The organism is Shinella zoogloeoides (assembly GCF_020883495.1).
GTDB lineage: Bacteria > Pseudomonadota > Alphaproteobacteria > Rhizobiales > Rhizobiaceae > Shinella > Shinella zoogloeoides.
This window is the reverse complement of the sequence record NZ_CP086612.1, coordinates 1-15,788: the sequence shown is the minus strand read 5'-3', so window position 1 is coordinate 15,788 and position 15,788 is coordinate 1. Positions and strand designations below refer to the sequence as shown.

The window sequence follows — 15,788 nt, the reverse complement described above, 5'->3', positions numbered from 1 at the left end:
CGGGCGGAGTAAAATCCGGCCACCTATTTCCTTTCTGCATTGATGGCAGGAGGGACAGGGGATCTACACCGTGGAATTATATCTGAAGGTTCGCCTGGCTGTTTCGGAAGGGATGAAGCAGCGTCAGGCCGCGAAGCATTTCAACATCTCGCGAGAGACCGTGGCCAAGATGTTGGCCTATTCGACACCACCCGGCTATCAGCGTCGATCACCGATCCGGCGTCCGAAGCTGGATGCGTTTGTTTCGACGATCGAGCATTGGCTCGACGAAGATCTGAAGATGCCGCTAAAGCAACGCCATACTGCCAAGCGTGTGTTCGACCGCCTGCGTGATGAGTGCGGTTTCACCGGCGGCTACACGATCATCAAGGACTACATACGCGAGCGGGATCAGCGTCGGCAGGAGGTGTTCGTGCCGTTGTCGCATCCGCCCGGCCATGCGCAGGCCGACTTTGGCGAGGCGACGGTGGTGATCGGCGGCGTCGAGCAAAAGGCGCGTTTCTTCGTGCTGGATCTGCCGCATAGCGACGGCTGCTACGTGCGGGCCTATCCTGCGGCGGTGGCCGAGGCCTGGGTCGACGGCCACATCCATGCATTCGCCTTCTTCGGGGCCGTGCCGCAGTCGATCGTCTATGACAATGACCGTTGCCTGGTGGCCAAGATCCTGCCCGACGGCACACGCAAGCGGGCGGCTGTTGATTGCCACTGAGAACTGACCCGGCGTGGCCTGATATTTCCATTGAGAATTGACCCATGTTCCAACCTTCCCTCGCATGTTTTCAGCGGGGGCTATGGAGTGATCGACATGGCGTTATTGAGCGTGATCCGACGCTGGCATTTTCGAGAAGAACTATCGATCCGGGAGATTTGCCGCAGGACTGGCCTGTCCCGGAATACCATCCGCAAATACCTGCGCCTGGACGGCGTGGAGCCGAAGTTCAAAGTCCCGGAGCGGCCAAGCAAGCTTGATCCTTTTGCTGATCGGTTGTCTGCCTGGCTGAAGAGCGAATCCAAGAAGAACCGCAAGCAGAAGCGGACGATGAAGCAGTTGCATGCCGATCTGATGAGCCTTGGCTACGAGGGCTCCTACAATCGGGTTGCGGCATTTGCTCGGGAATGGCGTGATGATCGGCAGAGAGAATTGCAGACGACGGGCCGCGGGACATATGTGCCCCTGGCGTTTGACCCCGGCGAAGCCTTCCAGTTCGATTGGTCGGAAGATTGGGCCATCATCGGCAATGAGCGCACCAAACTGCAGGTGGCGCACACGAAGCTGAGCTACAGCCGCGCCTTCATCGTTCGGGCCTATCTCCTGCAGACGCATGAGATGCTGTTCGATGCCCATAATCATGCATTCCGGGTCTTCGGCGGCATCCCCGGCCGCGGAATCTACGACAACATGCGCACGGCGATCGACAAGGTCGGCCGCGGGAAAGAGCGCGACGTCAATGTCCGTTTCCTGGCGATGGCCAGTCACTACGTATTCGAGCCGGAGTTCTGCAATCCCGCGTCTGGTTGGGAGAAAGGGCAGGTCGAGAAGAATGTTCAGGATGCGCGTCATCGCTTCTTCCAACCTGTTCCGCGCTTTCCATCATTGGATGCCCTGAACGACTGGCTGGAGCTTCGGTGCAAGGAATTCTGGGCAAAGACCCCACACGGACAGATGCGCGGCACCATTGCCGACATCTGGGCTGAGGAAGCTTTGGCATTGATGCCTGTTACCCGTCCGTTCGACGGCTTCGTGGAGTATACGAAGCGGGTCACGCCAACCTGCCTCGTCCATCTGGAGCGCAATCGCTACAGCGTGCCGGCATCCTTCGCCAATCGACCGGTGAGCCTGCGGGTCTATCCGGATCGTGTCGTGGTTGCTGCGGAAGGCCAGATCGTCTGCGAGCATCGTCGCGTCATCGATCGCTCTCACGACCGACCGGGACAGACGATCTACGACTGGCGGCACTATCTGGCGGTCGTGCAACGCAAGCCAGGCGCGCTTCGCAACGGTGCACCCTTTGCCGAGCTACCGGACGCGTTCCGGACCTTGCAGCAATACCTCCTGAAGAAGCCGGGTGGCGACCGCGAGATGGTCGATATCCTGGCCCTTGTTCTCCAGCACGACGAACAGGCCGTGCTATCGGCGGTCGACATGGCGCTGAAGTCCGGCGTCCCCACGAAGACCCACGTGCTGAACCTGCTGCATCGCCTCGTCGACGGCAAATCCTTCACACCGCCCACCATCGATGCACCTCAGGCCCTGACGCTCGTCAACGAGCCCAAGGCCAATGTCGAACGATACGATGCGCTGAGAAAGACGGAGGCCCGCCATGCGTCATAATCCAGCAAGCGGCGCTGTCGTCATCATGCTGCGGCAACTGAAGATGCACGGCATGGCCCAGGCCGTCGGCGAACTCACCGAGCAGGGATCGCCGGCATTCGAGGCGGCAATCCCGATCCTGTCGCAGCTCCTCAAGGCGGAGACCGCGGAACGTGAAGTTCGATCGACGGCCTACCAGCTCAAGACGGCACGCTTTCCAGCCTATCGTGACCTGAACGGCTTCGACTTCACCAGCAGTGAGATCAACGAGGCGCTGGCCCGTCAGCTTCATCGCTGCGACTTCCTGGACGACGCCAACAACATTGTCCTGGTCGGCGGTCCCGGCACGGGCAAGACGCATATCGCCACGGCCATCGGTGTCCAGGCCATCGAACATCATCACAAGCGGGTTCGGTTCTTCTCGACCGTGGAACTGGTCAACGCGCTCGAGCAGGAGAAGTCCCAAGGTCGCTCAGGCCAGATCGCCAACCGCCTGGCACACTCCGATCTCGTCATCCTCGACGAGCTCGGTTATCTGCCGTTCAGTGCTTCAGGCGGTGCGATGCTGTTCCATCTGCTGAGCAAGCTCTATGAGCACACGAGCGTCATCATCACCACCAACCTGAGCTTCAGCGAATGGGCCAGTGTCTTCGGCGATGCCAAGATGACAACCGCGCTGCTCGACCGGCTCACCCATCATTGCCACATCCTCGAGACCGGCAACGACAGCTTCCGCTTCAAGAACAGCTCCGCGCACGACACCAAAACGACAAAGGAGAAAACGAGGAACTTGACCACGACCGCAGAGCCGAAACATACCTAATAAGCGGGTCAATTCTCGGTGGAAACGCCGGGTCAGTTCTCAGTGGCAATCAACAGACCAAGTGCCTCGAAAGTGTATGACATCATGTCGGTGGTTCGACGTGGAAAGCCGACCAGCATTTCCGGATGTGTCTCGATCGCCTTCAGGAAATAGCTTCGTGACCCCTTCGCAAGGATCGACCTGGTTTCTTTGTGTAGGCATAGGGGAAGGATCAGCAATGCCAATGAGAATGGCATTCCACGATCATCATCCTCTTCGTAGCCGGTCATGGCACGAGACAAGATCAGTCCGCAGAAGGCCGGATTGAAAAGATTCCGGATTTCGATTGGCCGTTGATGCCACGGCTTCATGCGTTGACCTCAAGTACGGCGGCGAGCCTGTCAAGGAAACGCGGATGCCAGAAGATGCGCGGCGACGGTCTGATATTCGCAAGCATGTGAAAGGCGCCACGTACGACATAGGGCTCCGTTACCCGTTCCCGGATGCGAAAACGACATCCTTATATCGGCTCCACTCGTCCGCAAGGCGGTCTTCGTATTCCTCCATTTCACCGTTCACCAGAAGGCTTTCCCGTGCCCAGGCCGAGCGCTGCTTGCGTATTCCGATGAAGCCGGCCATTGATTCCGAAACGAAGCCGGCCACCTGTTCCGATTTCATTCCGGCCAGCATTCCGATTTGAAGCCGGCCAGTCGATGGTCCCTTGGGTCGTTGGTTTGATGGCTCCTGATTGCCGCGCGGTCAAGCGTCTGCTGGTGTCTGACGCTGCTTTCGCAAGCTCTCACCGGACAGTTCGATACGGTAGGCATTATGGACGAGGCGGTCGAGGATGGCATCGGCGAGCGTCGGATTGCCGATCATGTCGTACCAGTGATCGACAGGCACTTGGCTGGTGACGATGGTGGATCGCTTCTCGTAGCGGTCCTCGATGATTTCCAGGAGGTCTCGACGCTGCTCGTCGTTGAGCTTCTCCGGACCCCAGTCGTCGAGGATGAGGAGGTCGGTTCGGGCGAGCGCCTTGAGAACTTTGGGATAACGGCCGTCGCCGCGCGCGAGCGCAAGGGTGGCGAACAGCCTGGGCAGGCGATGATAGGCGACGGAGAAGTCCTCGCGGCATGCCTTGTGTCCGAGCGCGCAGGCCAGCCAGCTCTTGCCGACGCCGGCGGGCCCGATCAGCAGGAGACTGTGATGTTGCCTGATCCAATCACAGCCGGCGAGCTTCAGGAACAGGTTGCGATCGAGGCCGCGGGCGGCGCGGAAGTCGATGTTCTCGATCTGGGCGTCATGGCGGAGCTTCGCGGCACGGGCCCTTGCCTCGAAACGCTTCTGACGGCGCGTGGTCGTTTCCCGTTCGAGCAAGATCGTGAGCCATTCACCGTGCTCGAGTTGTCTCGCCTCCGGTTGCGCCTCGAGTTCGTGATACGCGCTCGCCATGCCGGAGAGGCCGAGCTCGCGCAGCATGTCGATGGTGGGGTTGGTCAGCATTGTGAGTTGTCTCCTCAATGAAAGTAGCCGGGGCCACGCAGATTGGCGTGTTCCATGACGGCGGTAGGTTCGGTGGAATGCCTTGCGCCCTTGTGGGTGGCGATGAGCGAGGCAATGGTCTTGCAGGTCAGGCCGCCGATCTCGACGGCGCGCGACGAAACGGCCTCGGCGCGCTCATGGCCGATGTCGCGATAAAGGCGCAGGATGCCGAGGCATGTTCTGAAACCTTGTTCCGGATGCGGCCGGCTGGCGAGGATGGCGATGATCAGCCCTTCGGTCTGCGGACCGATGGACGCGCCCCAGCGCCGGAAGCGCTCCGGCGTCCATTCGGCGTAGCGGCGGTGAGAGCTCGGCATGTGAGCGGGGTCTGTTCCATAGCGCGGCCCGCCATAGCGGCGCTGATGCACAGCAACGCGTTTGCCGCGATGGAATATCTCGATCATCCGGGCGGTTGCCCGGATATCGACCTGCTGGCGGATGAGGGCATGCGGGACGGAATAGAAGAAGCTCTTGCACTCGACGTGGTAATCCGTCGAGACCCGCGCCAAGCGCCATTCGGCGAATTCGTAGTCTTCGATGGGCAGGCTTGCGAGTGCCGGGCGTTCGACCGTCTCGAAGAGGTGCCGGCGGCTGACGCCAAGCCGGCGCATGACATGATCGTTGATGCGCGCGAGCACCTCGGCGATCGCGGCATTGGCCTCGGCGAGCGAGAAGAAGGTCTGCTTGCGCAGGCGTCCGAGAATGCAGCTCTGGGCAAAGCGCACGGCGTTCTCGACCTTCGCCTTGTCCTTCGGGCGGCGTGGCCGGGCCGGTAGGACGCCGACGCCGTAGTGGGACGCCATCATGCCGTAGCTGCGGTTGATCTCGGGATCATGGAAGCTGGCGCGGTTGACGCCAGACTTCAGGTTGTCCGGCACGATCAGCCGGGGCACGCCACCGAAGAAGGCGAACATGCGCACGTGCGAGCCGATCCAATCCGGGAGCGTCTGGGTCCAGGTCGCCTCGGCGAACGTATAGCTCGACGCGCCGAGCACGCCGACGAACAGTTCCGCCTCGCGAACCTCGCCGGTCTTGCGATCGATGATCGGCACCCTCTTGCCGGAATAGTCCACGAAGGCCTTGTCGCCAGCGGCATGCTCCTGGCGCATCGTCGGCGACAGGCGCTGCTCGAAGCCGCGGAACAGTTCGCAGAAGCGGCTATAGCCGTATCCGTCGGGATGGACGCTGCGATATTCCTCCCAGAGGATCAGCAGCGTGACGCCCGGCTTCTTCAGCTCGATGGAGAGCTCAGCCCAATCAGGCTCCTGGCGTCGCCGTTGGCCCTGCTTGACCCCGGCGCGGGCGAAAAGCCGATGCTCCAGCGCATCGTCGGTCAGTTCTCCGGGCAATGGCCAGGTCAGCCCCGCCATGGCTGCTCGCTTCAGATTATCCTGCACGGTGCTGCGTGCAACGCCGAGCATCACCGCGATCTCGCGGCTACTTGTTCCACTTCCGGCAAGCCGGAGCATCTGTCGTAATTGTCTCATGGTCAGCCTTCTCTTCGCCGGCATCAAAATCTCCTCGTGTACCGGGAGGCTTGATGCCAAAGTTGCTGACCCAGAGGGGATCGTTAGTGCCGAAATCCGGCCGGTAATTGATTGGAATCGTGGCCGGCTTCAAATCGGAACGGTGGCCGGATATTGATCGGAATGCCGGCCGGCTTCACGTCGGAATCCGCACGCTGCTCGAATGCTCTGTAATAATCAATGATGGCGCTCTGGATGCGATTGGTGGAAATACCGATCGATCGCAACTGCTCCACGAAAAGGCGGGGATCGTTCTCGGCATCGATCCCTTCGGGAACCGCATTCCTAAAGGTTATCGGCAGATTGTCGGACCTATATTCCTCTGCGATTGCGGAGAGCTTGTCGGACACCTCATATCCGAAAACAGGGTCCGTTCTGTCGCCGGTGAGCATCTTGACCATCAGGTCGTTCCACCAGCCCTCAAGGCGCTCGAATACATGAGTTCGGCTTTCTCTGCGTATCGTGCGCAGGTGCCGTTCCTGGATGAGTACGGGGAGATCCGTAATGCGGGGACTGTTGTCGATAATCATGATGCGCGACAAGAAGTCCTCAGCCTCATCATCCGACAATCTGTTGAAGGTGTCCCTTACCTGCGAAATCAGCTCAGATTTGCTCTTGGCTAAGACCTCCAGCGCAAGTGGAGCTAACGGTTCGGACGGCTCCGCTCCATCGACGAAATTAAGCAAAAAGGATGTGTCGGCAACGATCGCCGTCGTAAACAGGAAAAATCGGAGGTTCGACGCTGTGCGGTCGCCTCTGTTGTAGCTGTCCAGCCATACCCGCACTGATTTCCAGAAGTCCGTCGATAGATCGCTGACCCTGTCTCCCGATGCTTTGTGTTTCAATGAGGCCAGCGATTTCTTCCCGTTGGCGTCAATGAAATCCAAGTCGTCGTCTTTCTCGATAAGAACCGAGCTGCTTTCGGGAAGATCCAAAATCTTAAGCAGCGCAAATCGAGGCTGGTAGATGTAACCGAGGCCCTGCGGCGCAGCGGAGTACGGAGAGCCATCAGACGGCACAGCGCGCACCCCGAGCATTGTCGCTCGTGCCCAGCATGGCGTGCATTTAGTTCCCCCCCAAGTTGCGCCCCTGACATGTCCTTCGTACGGAACCATATTGGAAACAGCAAGAATTACAACGCGAAATTGTTTACCAACTCAGACTTCGTGCACAGTGGAGACTGTGGCCGCAAGCTATGGATAATCGCCCTGTGACGCTAACCTTACTCCTCACTGATCTCTGGTTCGGCGAGCAGGGCTTCTGCTTGAACCGCGCGTCGGCTGAGTAGTCCGGCATCTTCCAGCGCTTCGATGTCCGGCAAGTCTCGCAACGACTGCATGCCAAAGGCCGAGAGAAAGTGCTGGGTCGTCACGTAGGTATACGGTGCTCCGGGTGTCGGGCTGCGTGGCCCGGAGGCAATGAAAGCGGCACTGCGCAGCGCCGCGATGGTGTCGCGACTGACCTCTTTGCCAAAGATCTTCGACAGCTCGCCGCGGGTGACCGGCTGGAAATATCCCACCGCCATCAGCACCATCGCCTCGAACTCCGACAACATTGTTGCCGCGCCGCGCGTCGGAGCGATTGAGGCCTGTATCGCGCCCGCGTAACGCGAACGCGTTCGGTGCTGCCAGCCGCCGGCAACCGAGACTAGCTCGTAAGGCCGGTCGCGCAGTTCCTCCCGGAGATCGTCGATCAGAAGGTCGATGCTGCAATCTTTTCCGACCACCCGCGCCAGCGTCTCCCGCGTGACCGGCTCAGCCGAGGCAAAAATCACCGCCTCGACCCGCAGCATCCATTCCCGCCAGCGCAGCTCCGGCGGCAGGTCCTCGAGCTCGCAGTCGTAGAGGATTTCATCCTCCGATCCCGATTTGATTCCACGATGTCTCTTGGTTGCGCTCGTCCCGGCCATCGTCACAACCCGTAAATCCGGAATGAGGACCGGCCGGAGACCTCGCGCACGGCGCCAAAACCCTCCAGCCGCTCGAATAGCCGGGTGCTGGCCCAGCGGGACAGGTTGCCGCCGGGCGCCGACGCCGGTACGGCGTCCTCCTCGAGCAACCGTTGGATGACCGCGCCAGCGCCCTTGGTCCGCACCTTCGGCGCCACCGTCAAAAGCGTGTCCGCGCGACGAGCAATCTCACTCGCCGAACGCAAGGCGGCCCCCGTTCCTTCGACCAGAGCCAGACAGACGGCGCGCGGAAATCCGGGCTCACCGGGACGGACACGCCCCCTGCCACCGAGGGTTTTGAAGGCCGGCCCGTAACGCTCGGTCATCAGCAGCGGCACGGGCCGGTCCCATTTCAGCGTCGCGGCGATCAGCATATCGGCGAGCGCCCACGCCAGCGGCTCGGCGTCCGGGCGGTTGCTATAGATCGCCGAAACGAGCTCCGCCGCGACGAAGGGCGCCGCCCGGCCCGACTGCAACGCGCCGTCGGCGTGATCCACCGCGGTGGCAAGGGCGTCGTCCCAGGCCAGTCCGAGCAGATCCGCCAGTTCGGCGACGGTTTTCGAGGAAAACCCCGGTTTGCGGGTCGCGAGCCTTTTGTAGGCCAAAAACGCCTTGCCGGCCGGCCCCGGATCATCGCCGGCGGCAGTGAGCAAAAGCGCATCACGCAACGCGTGTTCGTCCACGTTGCGGCTCATCAGCCGGACGGCAACCGCGGCGCATTTCAGCGCCTGTCGCGCGCGCCAGCAACCGGCCCAAATCGGTGCGGCGCGGACAAGATCGTCCAGCGATTTCAAGGCGATGCCGGCGGAAAAGGCGGCGTCGAGGTTTTCCGGCTCGCGGCCGCGCGGCAGCGCCCAGCCGGGAATGTGCGGCAAGGGCGATGCGGGTACCGGAACGGAGATGGCGCACGAATCCATGCCGGGAAGACTACAGCAATCGTGCGGTTAATACCACAAATCACCCATAAAACCGCACAGCTTGTCGAACCTCGATAACGACCGATAAGATTGCCTTATCGTTTGTTTTGTTCATTATAGAGAAATGACCCGAGTCACAGACGAAAACAGCGAAAATCATTCCCGGGAAGCGTCCGCGCCGCCACCCAGCACGCCGACGGCCGCTGGCAATTCCACGGCCGTCGTCGCCTCGCCAGCGTCCCCTCCCCTGCCGGCCCACCTGCAGGACCTCACCGATCGCGCCCGCGGTTACGTCGAGGCTGCCAGCTCCGCCAACACCCGCAAGGCCTACGCCGCCGACTGGAAGCACTTTTCCGCCTGGTGCCGGCGCTCAAACCTTTCTCCCCTCCCCCCGGATCCGCAGGTCGTTGGTCTCTATATCACCGCGTGCGCGTCCGGTACGGCGGAGCGCGGCATGAAGCCCAATACCGTCTCGACCATCGAACGTCGCCTTGCGGCGATCGGCTGGAACTGCGCCCAGCGTGGCATGCGGCTCGATCGAAAAGACCGCGCCATCGCTACGGTGATGGCCGGCATCCGCAACAAGCACGCCGCCCCGCCTCGGCAGAAGGAAGCGCTCCTGCCGGAAGATCTGATCGCCATGCTGGAGACCATCGACAGGGGAACCCTGCGCGGCCTACGCGATCGGGCCATGCTGCTGATCGGTTTTGCCGGTGGTCTGCGCCGCTCGGAGATTACCGGCCTCGATCTCGGCCGCGACCAGACGGAAGACGGACGCGGCTGGATCGAGATTCTCGACAAGGGTTTGCTGCTGACGCTGCGCGGCAAGACCGGCTGGCGTGAGGTGGAGGTCGGCCGCGGTTCGTCCGACGCCACCTGCCCCGTCATCGCCATCGAGACCTGGATCAGGTTCGCTCGGATCGCAAAGGGTCCCGTTTTTCGCCGCGTCCGCGGCCAAGGTAAGGATGTCGGACCGGACCGTCTCAACGACCAGGAGGTGGCGCGCCTCGTCAAGAAGACGGCACTGGCGGCCGGCGTGCGCGGCGATCTTTCGGAGATCGAACGGGGGCTGAAGTTTTCTGGCCACTCACTGCGCGCCGGCCTCGCCTCGTCGGCCGAGGTCGACGAGCGCTATGTCCAGAAGCAGCTCGGCCACGCCAGCGCCGAAATGACCCGAAAATATCAACGCCGGCGCGACCGTTTCAGGGTGAATCTCACTAAAGCGGCCGGGCTCTAAAACACCCCTCCCCTACCGGCGGTCCGCTCAGATCTTTGAACCGTGTCGGGAGCGCTCTGCGATGCTGGAAAGATCGACTTTCTTGCCCGCCACATCCGCGACGATCTTCAACGTGCCGCCGAGGGATTCGACATAGTCGCGAAGCGTCGACAGCTTCATGTCGGCGCGCTTCTCCAGTCTCGAGACGTTGGTCTGCTTGAAACCGGTCGCGGCGGACACGTCTTCCTGCGTCCGTCCAGCGAGTGCCCGCAATTCACGCAAATTGTGCGCCGTGACAAGCTCGTCGGCACGCTTTGCAATGGCGCGCTGTTCGTCCTCAGGAAGCGTCTGTATCAGCTTGTCGAGATCATCCATGTTTCTTCTCCAACTCGCTCAAATGCTCGTCGTACCGTTTGTCCGCCAGATCGATCAGCCGTTTGTAGAAGAGCTTCTGGCTCATACCGCTCTTCGCACCACCACAGAGAACCACAGCCTTTCGCTCCGGATCGAAGGCAAAGGCGAACCGCCATTGCACCTTCAACACCTTGACGCGCAGCTCTTTCATGTTCGCATGTCTGGAGCCTTCGAGGGTGTCGACTTCAGGTCGTCCCAGTCGAAAGCCTTTCTCGCGAAGCAGCACCAAATGCGCGAGCAACTCGACCCGAACATCGGCTGGAAGGTCTGTGATCTCGCTTTTGAAGCGGTCATGAAACTCGACCTTCCATTCCGTCATTTCATATCCCGAATGATATAGATACTTTGGGATATATAATCCACACCCCCCCTCAAGGCAATAGGTAGCACTTCCTCCAGAAACGCCGACAACCGATCGGTTAGCCATCTGCTCGAGGTCATCGAGGATCTGACTGCCAAGAACGCGCATTTTCGGTCGCTCCGCGATCCAATCGACACGTCGACGCCGCAGGGAATGTTTTCGCTCCAGGTGCTCGGCGCCGTGGCGCAGCTCGAACGCGCGCTGATCTCTGAACGAACGAAGGCAGGTATCAAGGCGGCCAAATCCAAGGGAAAGCTGCCCGGTAATCCCGGCATCCGGGAACGGCGTCCCGAGGCGCTGGCTAAGATGACCGCGGCACAAAGAGCAGCTTACGGAGAACGCGTACAGGCAACGGCCAATCAATGGCTTCCGACCGTTCGGCGCATGCGGCCAGGATCACACCTGGGACGACATCGCCCGCGTATTGAACCAACGCGACCTCGACTGGACGCCGGAGCGTCTTCGCCGCGCCGTGAAATGGATGGTCGCGGAGCGGATGGCCGATGCGGCATTGCTTCGCAAATCCCCTCCCCGGCTGCCCGAGGATCGGTTGATGACGCTGGTCGCCGGTATCCATTCGTCGAACCCGAACCTGACGCTTCGCGAAATCGCGACCCAACTCGAACGGCTGCACGAGCGCACTCCACGCGGTGGGTCCAAATGGTCGCCCTCTTCTGTGAGGAACCTCATCGACCGTGCCCGCCGATCGGGATTGATCGCCAGTGCCAGCGACACAGCCGCTCCTCTCGCCGGATAGCATCGCGACAGTCATCGCGATTTCGGCCGCTGCAGGCTCTTCAGCAGCGAATCCGAGACCTGCAGGCGATCTCCAGCTTCAGCCCCACCATCCGATTGAGCACCATCCTGGAATTCAACGGACCTCTGCGCGTCGAGCTTTGCTCGGAGCAATGCCATGACCATCGGCCACGTCGAGAACTGCCCCTCCTTGGCTCGATCCGTCAGGCTGCGCAGATAACCGCCGGCGTTGTTAATCTGGCTGGCCTTTTGGTAGATCGCGGCAAGCGTAATCGCCGCATGCTGCTCGCCCATGGCTTCGCGGGCTTCCCGCCAAGCGCTCGGGCTGATTCCCAGCATTGGCCGGGCGAGCTCCGCCGTCGCCAGTAAGTCGCGCCAGTGCCGGATTACCCCTCCCTGCGCCAGTTCCCGAATTTGCGGGCAGGCATCCAACACGATCCCCAATGGTAGCTCCCGTTTCGGCAAGCTCCGCAGGTTGTCGGTTTCCGCGACGCTGCCGCTCGCTTCTTTTCTTTTTCCTAAGCCGTATTCAGATTCAAAATTAGAGTCTGGTTTTGAATTCTGTATGTGACGGCCAAAATGGGACTCATTGGCGTCCGGAATCTTTGTTTTTGCACATGATTCCAATACGTCACGGATATCGACGCAAAGTTCGTGAAGTTCCTGGGCAATGCACTCTACAAGCTGGCGGGGAGCCGAACGTGGAAGCCTGGCAATGATCGCCTGGTAGGTCTGCGTGATCCTGCCCCAGTTCCCAGGAACGTTCTCCTCGATGCCGGTTTCGATCATCTTGACGATATCGCGCCGGAGCAACGTAAGACGCTCCTTCGCAACCCGAAACGCCTTTTTCTCAGCCTGTAGCGCTTCAACCAGGTCTCGAAACTCGTCTGCGCGCGCCACGATTGGTGACAAGTCGAAGCCGTAGGCCTGTTCGATTTCCCCTCCCCTGCCCTTGCGAGCGAAGCGTTTGCCGTTGGGGCTGTCTCGGCGGATGATGAGGCCGCAGTCCACGAGCACCGCAATATGCCGTCTGAGGGTCGTCGCCGGCATGCCATTTGCGCGCGCAGCGAGCTGCTCGTTGGACGGCCAGACGACAAGTTCTGCGTCGCCGCTCAAGGATGTCTCCGGGTGAAACGACAGCAATGCGTTGAGAATCGAGAGTGACCGATCCGTAGCACCGATCAGTTCCCGTGCTTCGCGGATATGCTGAAAGACCTGCCACTTGTGGGCGGCAGCTTCAGGTGAGACAGCCTTTGCAGTCATTTGACTTGCGATATGGCCGAGCGTCATCGCCCGCCGCCCGAAGGGCGTCGTCGAGATATGCGTCTGCATTTCCTTTTACCTTTTGTTAGGCAAAAGAAATCTGCCCGCCGAAAGGGCGTTGAGCCTCAGAAGACTCTTGACGGTGATTCTCGGAAATGCGATTCTCTTAGTTGCGACACTACAGAGAAGGGCTTCCGGAATTTGTTTCGGTGGCCTTTTTCTTTTGCGGTTCGTGGCTTTTCATCTCTACCGAGCGCGGCTCGGAATTGATGCAAATCTCACCCTCGGTCGGCTTTCTCTCCTTCATTCGTTTCAAGAAATTGGACATACAAACGATCCAACTGGTCCGCGACATACTCTCCGAAAGATGGCACCAGTTTCTCGTCAAAAATTAATGCTGTCTTCCCGGTCTCTAGCTGGATGCGCGCCGCCTTTTTCCCCTTCGGCGTGCTCCAGTTTTTTACTTTCCTGGAAGGCTTGGCCGGCCGCTTCGATGCAACATCGAAGATGAGAGCGAAACGAGCGTCGCTATCCGCGGCCAAGAACCGTTCAGACCCCAGAATCGCCTCAACAGCGTCCATGACCTTTGGTTTCCCGAGGCTTTCAGCAAGCGCTGCCCAGCGCGATCTACCCGCTTTCGCGGCTGGGCCAATCTGGATAGCAAGCTTCTCTGGAATGCTCCGCGCGACGGCGATATAGCGGCTTAGGTCAGACTTGTCGGTCGATAGGGCAGCAGTAATGGTTGCGCGATCAAAACCCGCATCCTCGAGCCGGAGCGCAAAGAGCGCTTTCTCAATGAATGAAAGGTCGGCGCGATCAAGATTCTCTCGTCCTTGAGCCACCACTAGCTCACGATCGGTCAGACTTCGGACGATCGCCGACACCTCTCGACCCAGATCTATGGCAGCCCGTAGCCGCCGACGTCCGTATGCAATTTGATACCGGCCAGTCTTTTCCGGATGAGGTCGAACGAGGATCGGGACTTGCTGTCCGTTTTCAGCGATGCTTGCCTTGAGCTGATCGAATTTTGGGTCAATAGCGGTCGGCAATCGATCGGCAATCGTCGATCCTTCAATCATCGACGGATCCAAGGAAACGACCGCCTCGCCCGAAGCCAACTGATCCTGAAGTCGAGCTGCGGTTTTCGCTCCCTCCGCCATCTCTTGCAGTGACGAGCCCATCGCGGAGATTGCGCCAGTGCGCACACGGGCAGCTGACTTGTCCGTTGCAGCTTTTTCGCTCACAACCGGCTTCTTGAGGAACAATGAGTCGATTGCGTCCTTACGGCTCATGGCGTTGATCTCCGCAAGCTAGTTTCGAAGCACCGCATCCGGCGGAAGGCGGCCTGTTGGGAGCTCCCAACAAGCTGCGGCTAAAGCAGCTTGGGCGGCGGCTTCCCCCAACCTTTTGGGTCAAATTTGTTGGATACGACCCCTGCAACGAAAACAGAAATCGGCTCTGGTGGAGTCTGTTGGGAGCTCCCAACAGTATGTAGGGATCCTGCAATACTCCAATCATGAGCGTCCCCAGGCAGCCTTGATCAATCCTTCGATTTCGGCGTTCACCGCGTCCAAAGCTTCCATCGCCCGGTCGTATGTCGAACGAGTCAAATTCTCTCGCCCGATTTCATAGAGCGTCTGTTTCGTAAGGCCGGCGTCGGAAACCGCCGCAGACTTCACCATCGGATTAGTCAGGACGTGATCATCGAACATGTTCCTCAGCAGCGCCGCGACCTTCGTCTGCGGGGCATCCTGGGGTTCGAACCGGGTCAGCAGATAGCGGATGAAATCATACTGTAGATTCCCTCCGGCCTCCTTCACGACACCGAGAAGATCGCGAGTCATAAGCAGAAACTGGCTCATGGACGCGATATCGAGCATCTGCGGGTGCACCGTAATGACCATTGATGTCGCGGCGCACAGACCACTGAGTGTCAGGAAACCGAGCTGGGGAGGGCAGTCGATGACAACGACGTCATAGTCGTCAGCGACTTCGTCAAATGCTTGGGCGACACGCGTGAAGAAAAGCCCATCTCTCGAACCACGGTCAGTCAAGGCCTTTGGGGTTGTGTGCTCGAACTCCATAAGCTCGAGGTTTCCCGGGACGAGATGCAGGCCATCGAAGTACGTTGAGCGGATCACCTCTTTGAGCGGCCGCCTAGAGTCGTCGTACCGGATTGCCGCGTACAGTGTCTCGTTGGCACCTACATCCGTCTCCGGGAGAACGCCGAGGAGTGCCGATAGGCTGGCCTGCGGATCGAGGTCTACAGCAAGTACCCTGTAGCCCTGCAATGCAAGATACTGAGCAAGATGGGCTGACGTTGTTGTCTTGCCGGAGCCGCCTTTAAAATTGGTCACCGCAATGACCTGCAAGTGTTCCGAGCCGCGCCGATGGGGCACAAACTCGATACTCTCGCGTCCGCGGGCAGAGCCTGCCAGCATATGCCGGATTTCGTTAATCTGACCGAGTGTGTAGAAGCGCCTTCCGTTGCTGGCGAGTTCGGGTTGAGGACCTTCACCCGCCAGAGTCATCTTTCGAAGGGTCGAATCAGATATTTTCATTAGGCGCGCCGCTTCACCCGACGTGAATTTGCGCAAACTCTTGTGCGACGTCGGAGGGAACAGGGCTTCGCTCATAGCCTGGAGCTGAGAGCTCAGCTGTTCAGCGTGATCACCAATAGTGACATCTACCGAGGGACGATCATTTCGGGATATGGCAACAGCTTTGCTCAC

14 protein-coding genes and 3 pseudogenes are annotated in these 15,788 nt (G+C 60.0%); 5 read left to right on the top strand and 12 right to left on the bottom strand.

Translation table 11 applies throughout. From position 1 onward, the window contains the following. Positions 1-70: 70 nt before the first annotated feature. The 3 genes and pseudogenes from istA (K8M09_RS21320) to istB (K8M09_RS21310) form a co-directional block, all read left to right on the top strand. Positions 71-697: pseudogene (gene istA / locus K8M09_RS21320) on the top strand (IS21 family transposase); the annotation flags it as partial. Positions 698-805: 108 nt separating this feature from the next. Further along, positions 806-2,332, top strand: a complete 1,527-nt coding sequence (istA, locus tag K8M09_RS21315; RefSeq protein ID WP_160788247.1) for an IS21 family transposase — start codon at positions 806-808, stop codon at positions 2,330-2,332. Further along, positions 2,322-3,134, top strand: coding sequence for an IS21-like element helper ATPase IstB (gene istB / locus K8M09_RS21310; protein ID WP_160788246.1), 813 nt, complete (start codon positions 2,322-2,324; stop codon positions 3,132-3,134). Before istA (K8M09_RS21315) ends, istB (K8M09_RS21310) begins: the two co-directional genes overlap by 11 nt. 32 nt (positions 3,135-3,166) lie before the next feature. On the opposite strand, the gene K8M09_RS21305 is transcribed toward istB (K8M09_RS21310), so the two are convergent. The 7 genes and pseudogenes from K8M09_RS21305 to K8M09_RS21275 all read right to left on the bottom strand — a co-directional run bounded on the left by K8M09_RS21305 (position 3,167) and on the right by K8M09_RS21275 (position 9,046). After that, positions 3,167-3,484, bottom strand: a complete 318-nt coding sequence (locus tag K8M09_RS21305; protein WP_229342530.1) for a three component ABC system middle component — start codon at positions 3,482-3,484, stop codon at positions 3,167-3,169. Further along, positions 3,481-3,728 (bottom strand): annotated as a pseudogene (locus tag K8M09_RS21300) (ABC-three component system protein); the annotation flags it as partial. The gene K8M09_RS21305 and the pseudogene K8M09_RS21300, both read right to left, overlap by 4 nt. Before the next feature lie 144 nt (positions 3,729-3,872). Continuing rightward, entirely contained in the window at positions 3,873-4,616 is a 744-nt protein-coding gene (istB, locus tag K8M09_RS21295; RefSeq protein WP_064334874.1) for an IS21-like element helper ATPase IstB, read from the bottom strand. 14 nt (positions 4,617-4,630) lie between these two features. Beyond that, a complete protein-coding gene (istA, locus tag K8M09_RS21290; protein WP_137901995.1) occupies positions 4,631-6,142 on the bottom strand; it encodes an IS21 family transposase in 1,512 nt (503 codons plus the stop codon). Positions 6,143-6,225: 83 nt separating this feature from the next. Beyond that, complete coding sequence (locus K8M09_RS21285) at positions 6,226-7,218, bottom strand: ABC-three component system protein (RefSeq protein ID WP_324256116.1); 993 nt, start codon at positions 7,216-7,218, stop codon at positions 6,226-6,228. A gap of 185 nt (positions 7,219-7,403) precedes the next feature. Further along, positions 7,404-8,090, bottom strand: coding sequence for an SMC-Scp complex subunit ScpB (scpB, locus tag K8M09_RS21280; protein WP_160787901.1), 687 nt, complete (start codon positions 8,088-8,090; stop codon positions 7,404-7,406). Between the two features lie 2 nt (positions 8,091-8,092). Then, entirely contained in the window at positions 8,093-9,046 is a 954-nt protein-coding gene (locus K8M09_RS21275) for a DUF1403 family protein (protein ID WP_160787902.1), read from the bottom strand. Between the two features lie 124 nt (positions 9,047-9,170). On the opposite strand from K8M09_RS21275, the gene K8M09_RS21270 reads away from it, so the two are divergent. Further along, positions 9,171-10,283 carry a site-specific integrase gene (locus K8M09_RS21270; protein WP_160787903.1) on the top strand — a complete coding sequence of 371 codons (1,113 nt, stop codon included), beginning with the start codon at positions 9,171-9,173 and terminating at the stop codon, positions 10,281-10,283. A 27-nt stretch (positions 10,284-10,310) separates the two neighbouring features. Here the strand turns inward: K8M09_RS21270 and K8M09_RS21265 are convergent, their stop codons facing one another. Next, on the bottom strand, positions 10,311-10,637 hold the full coding sequence (locus tag K8M09_RS21265) for a helix-turn-helix domain-containing protein (RefSeq protein WP_160787904.1): 327 nt from the start codon (positions 10,635-10,637) through the stop codon (positions 10,311-10,313). Then, complete coding sequence (locus tag K8M09_RS21260) at positions 10,630-10,995, bottom strand: type II toxin-antitoxin system RelE/ParE family toxin (RefSeq protein WP_160787929.1); 366 nt, start codon at positions 10,993-10,995, stop codon at positions 10,630-10,632. The genes K8M09_RS21265 and K8M09_RS21260 overlap by 8 nt, the downstream gene beginning before the upstream one ends. A gap of 93 nt (positions 10,996-11,088) precedes the next feature. Between K8M09_RS21260 and K8M09_RS21255 the strand changes: the two are divergent. Beyond that, positions 11,089-11,794, top strand: a pseudogene (locus K8M09_RS21255) (recombinase family protein); the annotation flags it as partial. A gap of 11 nt (positions 11,795-11,805) precedes the next feature. Here the strand turns inward: K8M09_RS21255 and repC are convergent. The 3 genes from repC to repA form a co-directional block, all read right to left on the bottom strand. Next, positions 11,806-13,125, bottom strand: a complete 1,320-nt coding sequence (gene repC / locus K8M09_RS21250; protein WP_160787905.1) for a plasmid replication protein RepC — start codon at positions 13,123-13,125, stop codon at positions 11,806-11,808. 209 nt (positions 13,126-13,334) lie between these two features. Continuing rightward, a complete protein-coding gene (gene repB, locus K8M09_RS21245; RefSeq protein WP_114048236.1) occupies positions 13,335-14,348 on the bottom strand; it encodes a plasmid partitioning protein RepB in 1,014 nt (337 codons plus the stop codon). A gap of 222 nt (positions 14,349-14,570) precedes the next feature. Next, positions 14,571-15,788: a plasmid partitioning protein RepA gene (gene repA / locus K8M09_RS21240; RefSeq protein WP_003501263.1), complete on the bottom strand. Its 1,218-nt coding sequence runs from the start codon at positions 15,786-15,788 to the stop codon at positions 14,571-14,573.

Coding starts and splice junctions, on each gene's coding strand:
- istA (WP_160788247.1), top strand. CDS start 806: ATGGCGTTATTGAGCGTGATCCGACGCTGGCATTTTCGAGAAGAACTA.
- istB (WP_160788246.1), top strand. CDS start 2,322: ATGCGTCATAATCCAGCAAGCGGCGCTGTCGTCATCATGCTGCGGCAA.
- K8M09_RS21305 (WP_229342530.1), bottom strand. CDS start 3,484: ATGAAGCCGTGGCATCAACGGCCAATCGAAATCCGGAATCTTTTCAAT.
- istB (WP_064334874.1), bottom strand. CDS start 4,616: ATGCTGACCAACCCCACCATCGACATGCTGCGCGAGCTCGGCCTCTCC.
- istA (WP_137901995.1), bottom strand. CDS start 6,142: ATGAGACAATTACGACAGATGCTCCGGCTTGCCGGAAGTGGAACAAGT.
- K8M09_RS21285 (WP_324256116.1), bottom strand. CDS start 7,218: ATGCTCGGGGTGCGCGCTGTGCCGTCTGATGGCTCTCCGTACTCCGCT.
- scpB (WP_160787901.1), bottom strand. CDS start 8,090: ATGGCCGGGACGAGCGCAACCAAGAGACATCGTGGAATCAAATCGGGA.
- K8M09_RS21275 (WP_160787902.1), bottom strand. CDS start 9,046: ATGGATTCGTGCGCCATCTCCGTTCCGGTACCCGCATCGCCCTTGCCG.
- K8M09_RS21270 (WP_160787903.1), top strand. CDS start 9,171: ATGACCCGAGTCACAGACGAAAACAGCGAAAATCATTCCCGGGAAGCG.
- K8M09_RS21265 (WP_160787904.1), bottom strand. CDS start 10,637: ATGGATGATCTCGACAAGCTGATACAGACGCTTCCTGAGGACGAACAG.
- K8M09_RS21260 (WP_160787929.1), bottom strand. CDS start 10,995: ATGACGGAATGGAAGGTCGAGTTTCATGACCGCTTCAAAAGCGAGATC.
- repC (WP_160787905.1), bottom strand. CDS start 13,125: ATGCAGACGCATATCTCGACGACGCCCTTCGGGCGGCGGGCGATGACG.
- repB (WP_114048236.1), bottom strand. CDS start 14,348: ATGAGCCGTAAGGACGCAATCGACTCATTGTTCCTCAAGAAGCCGGTT.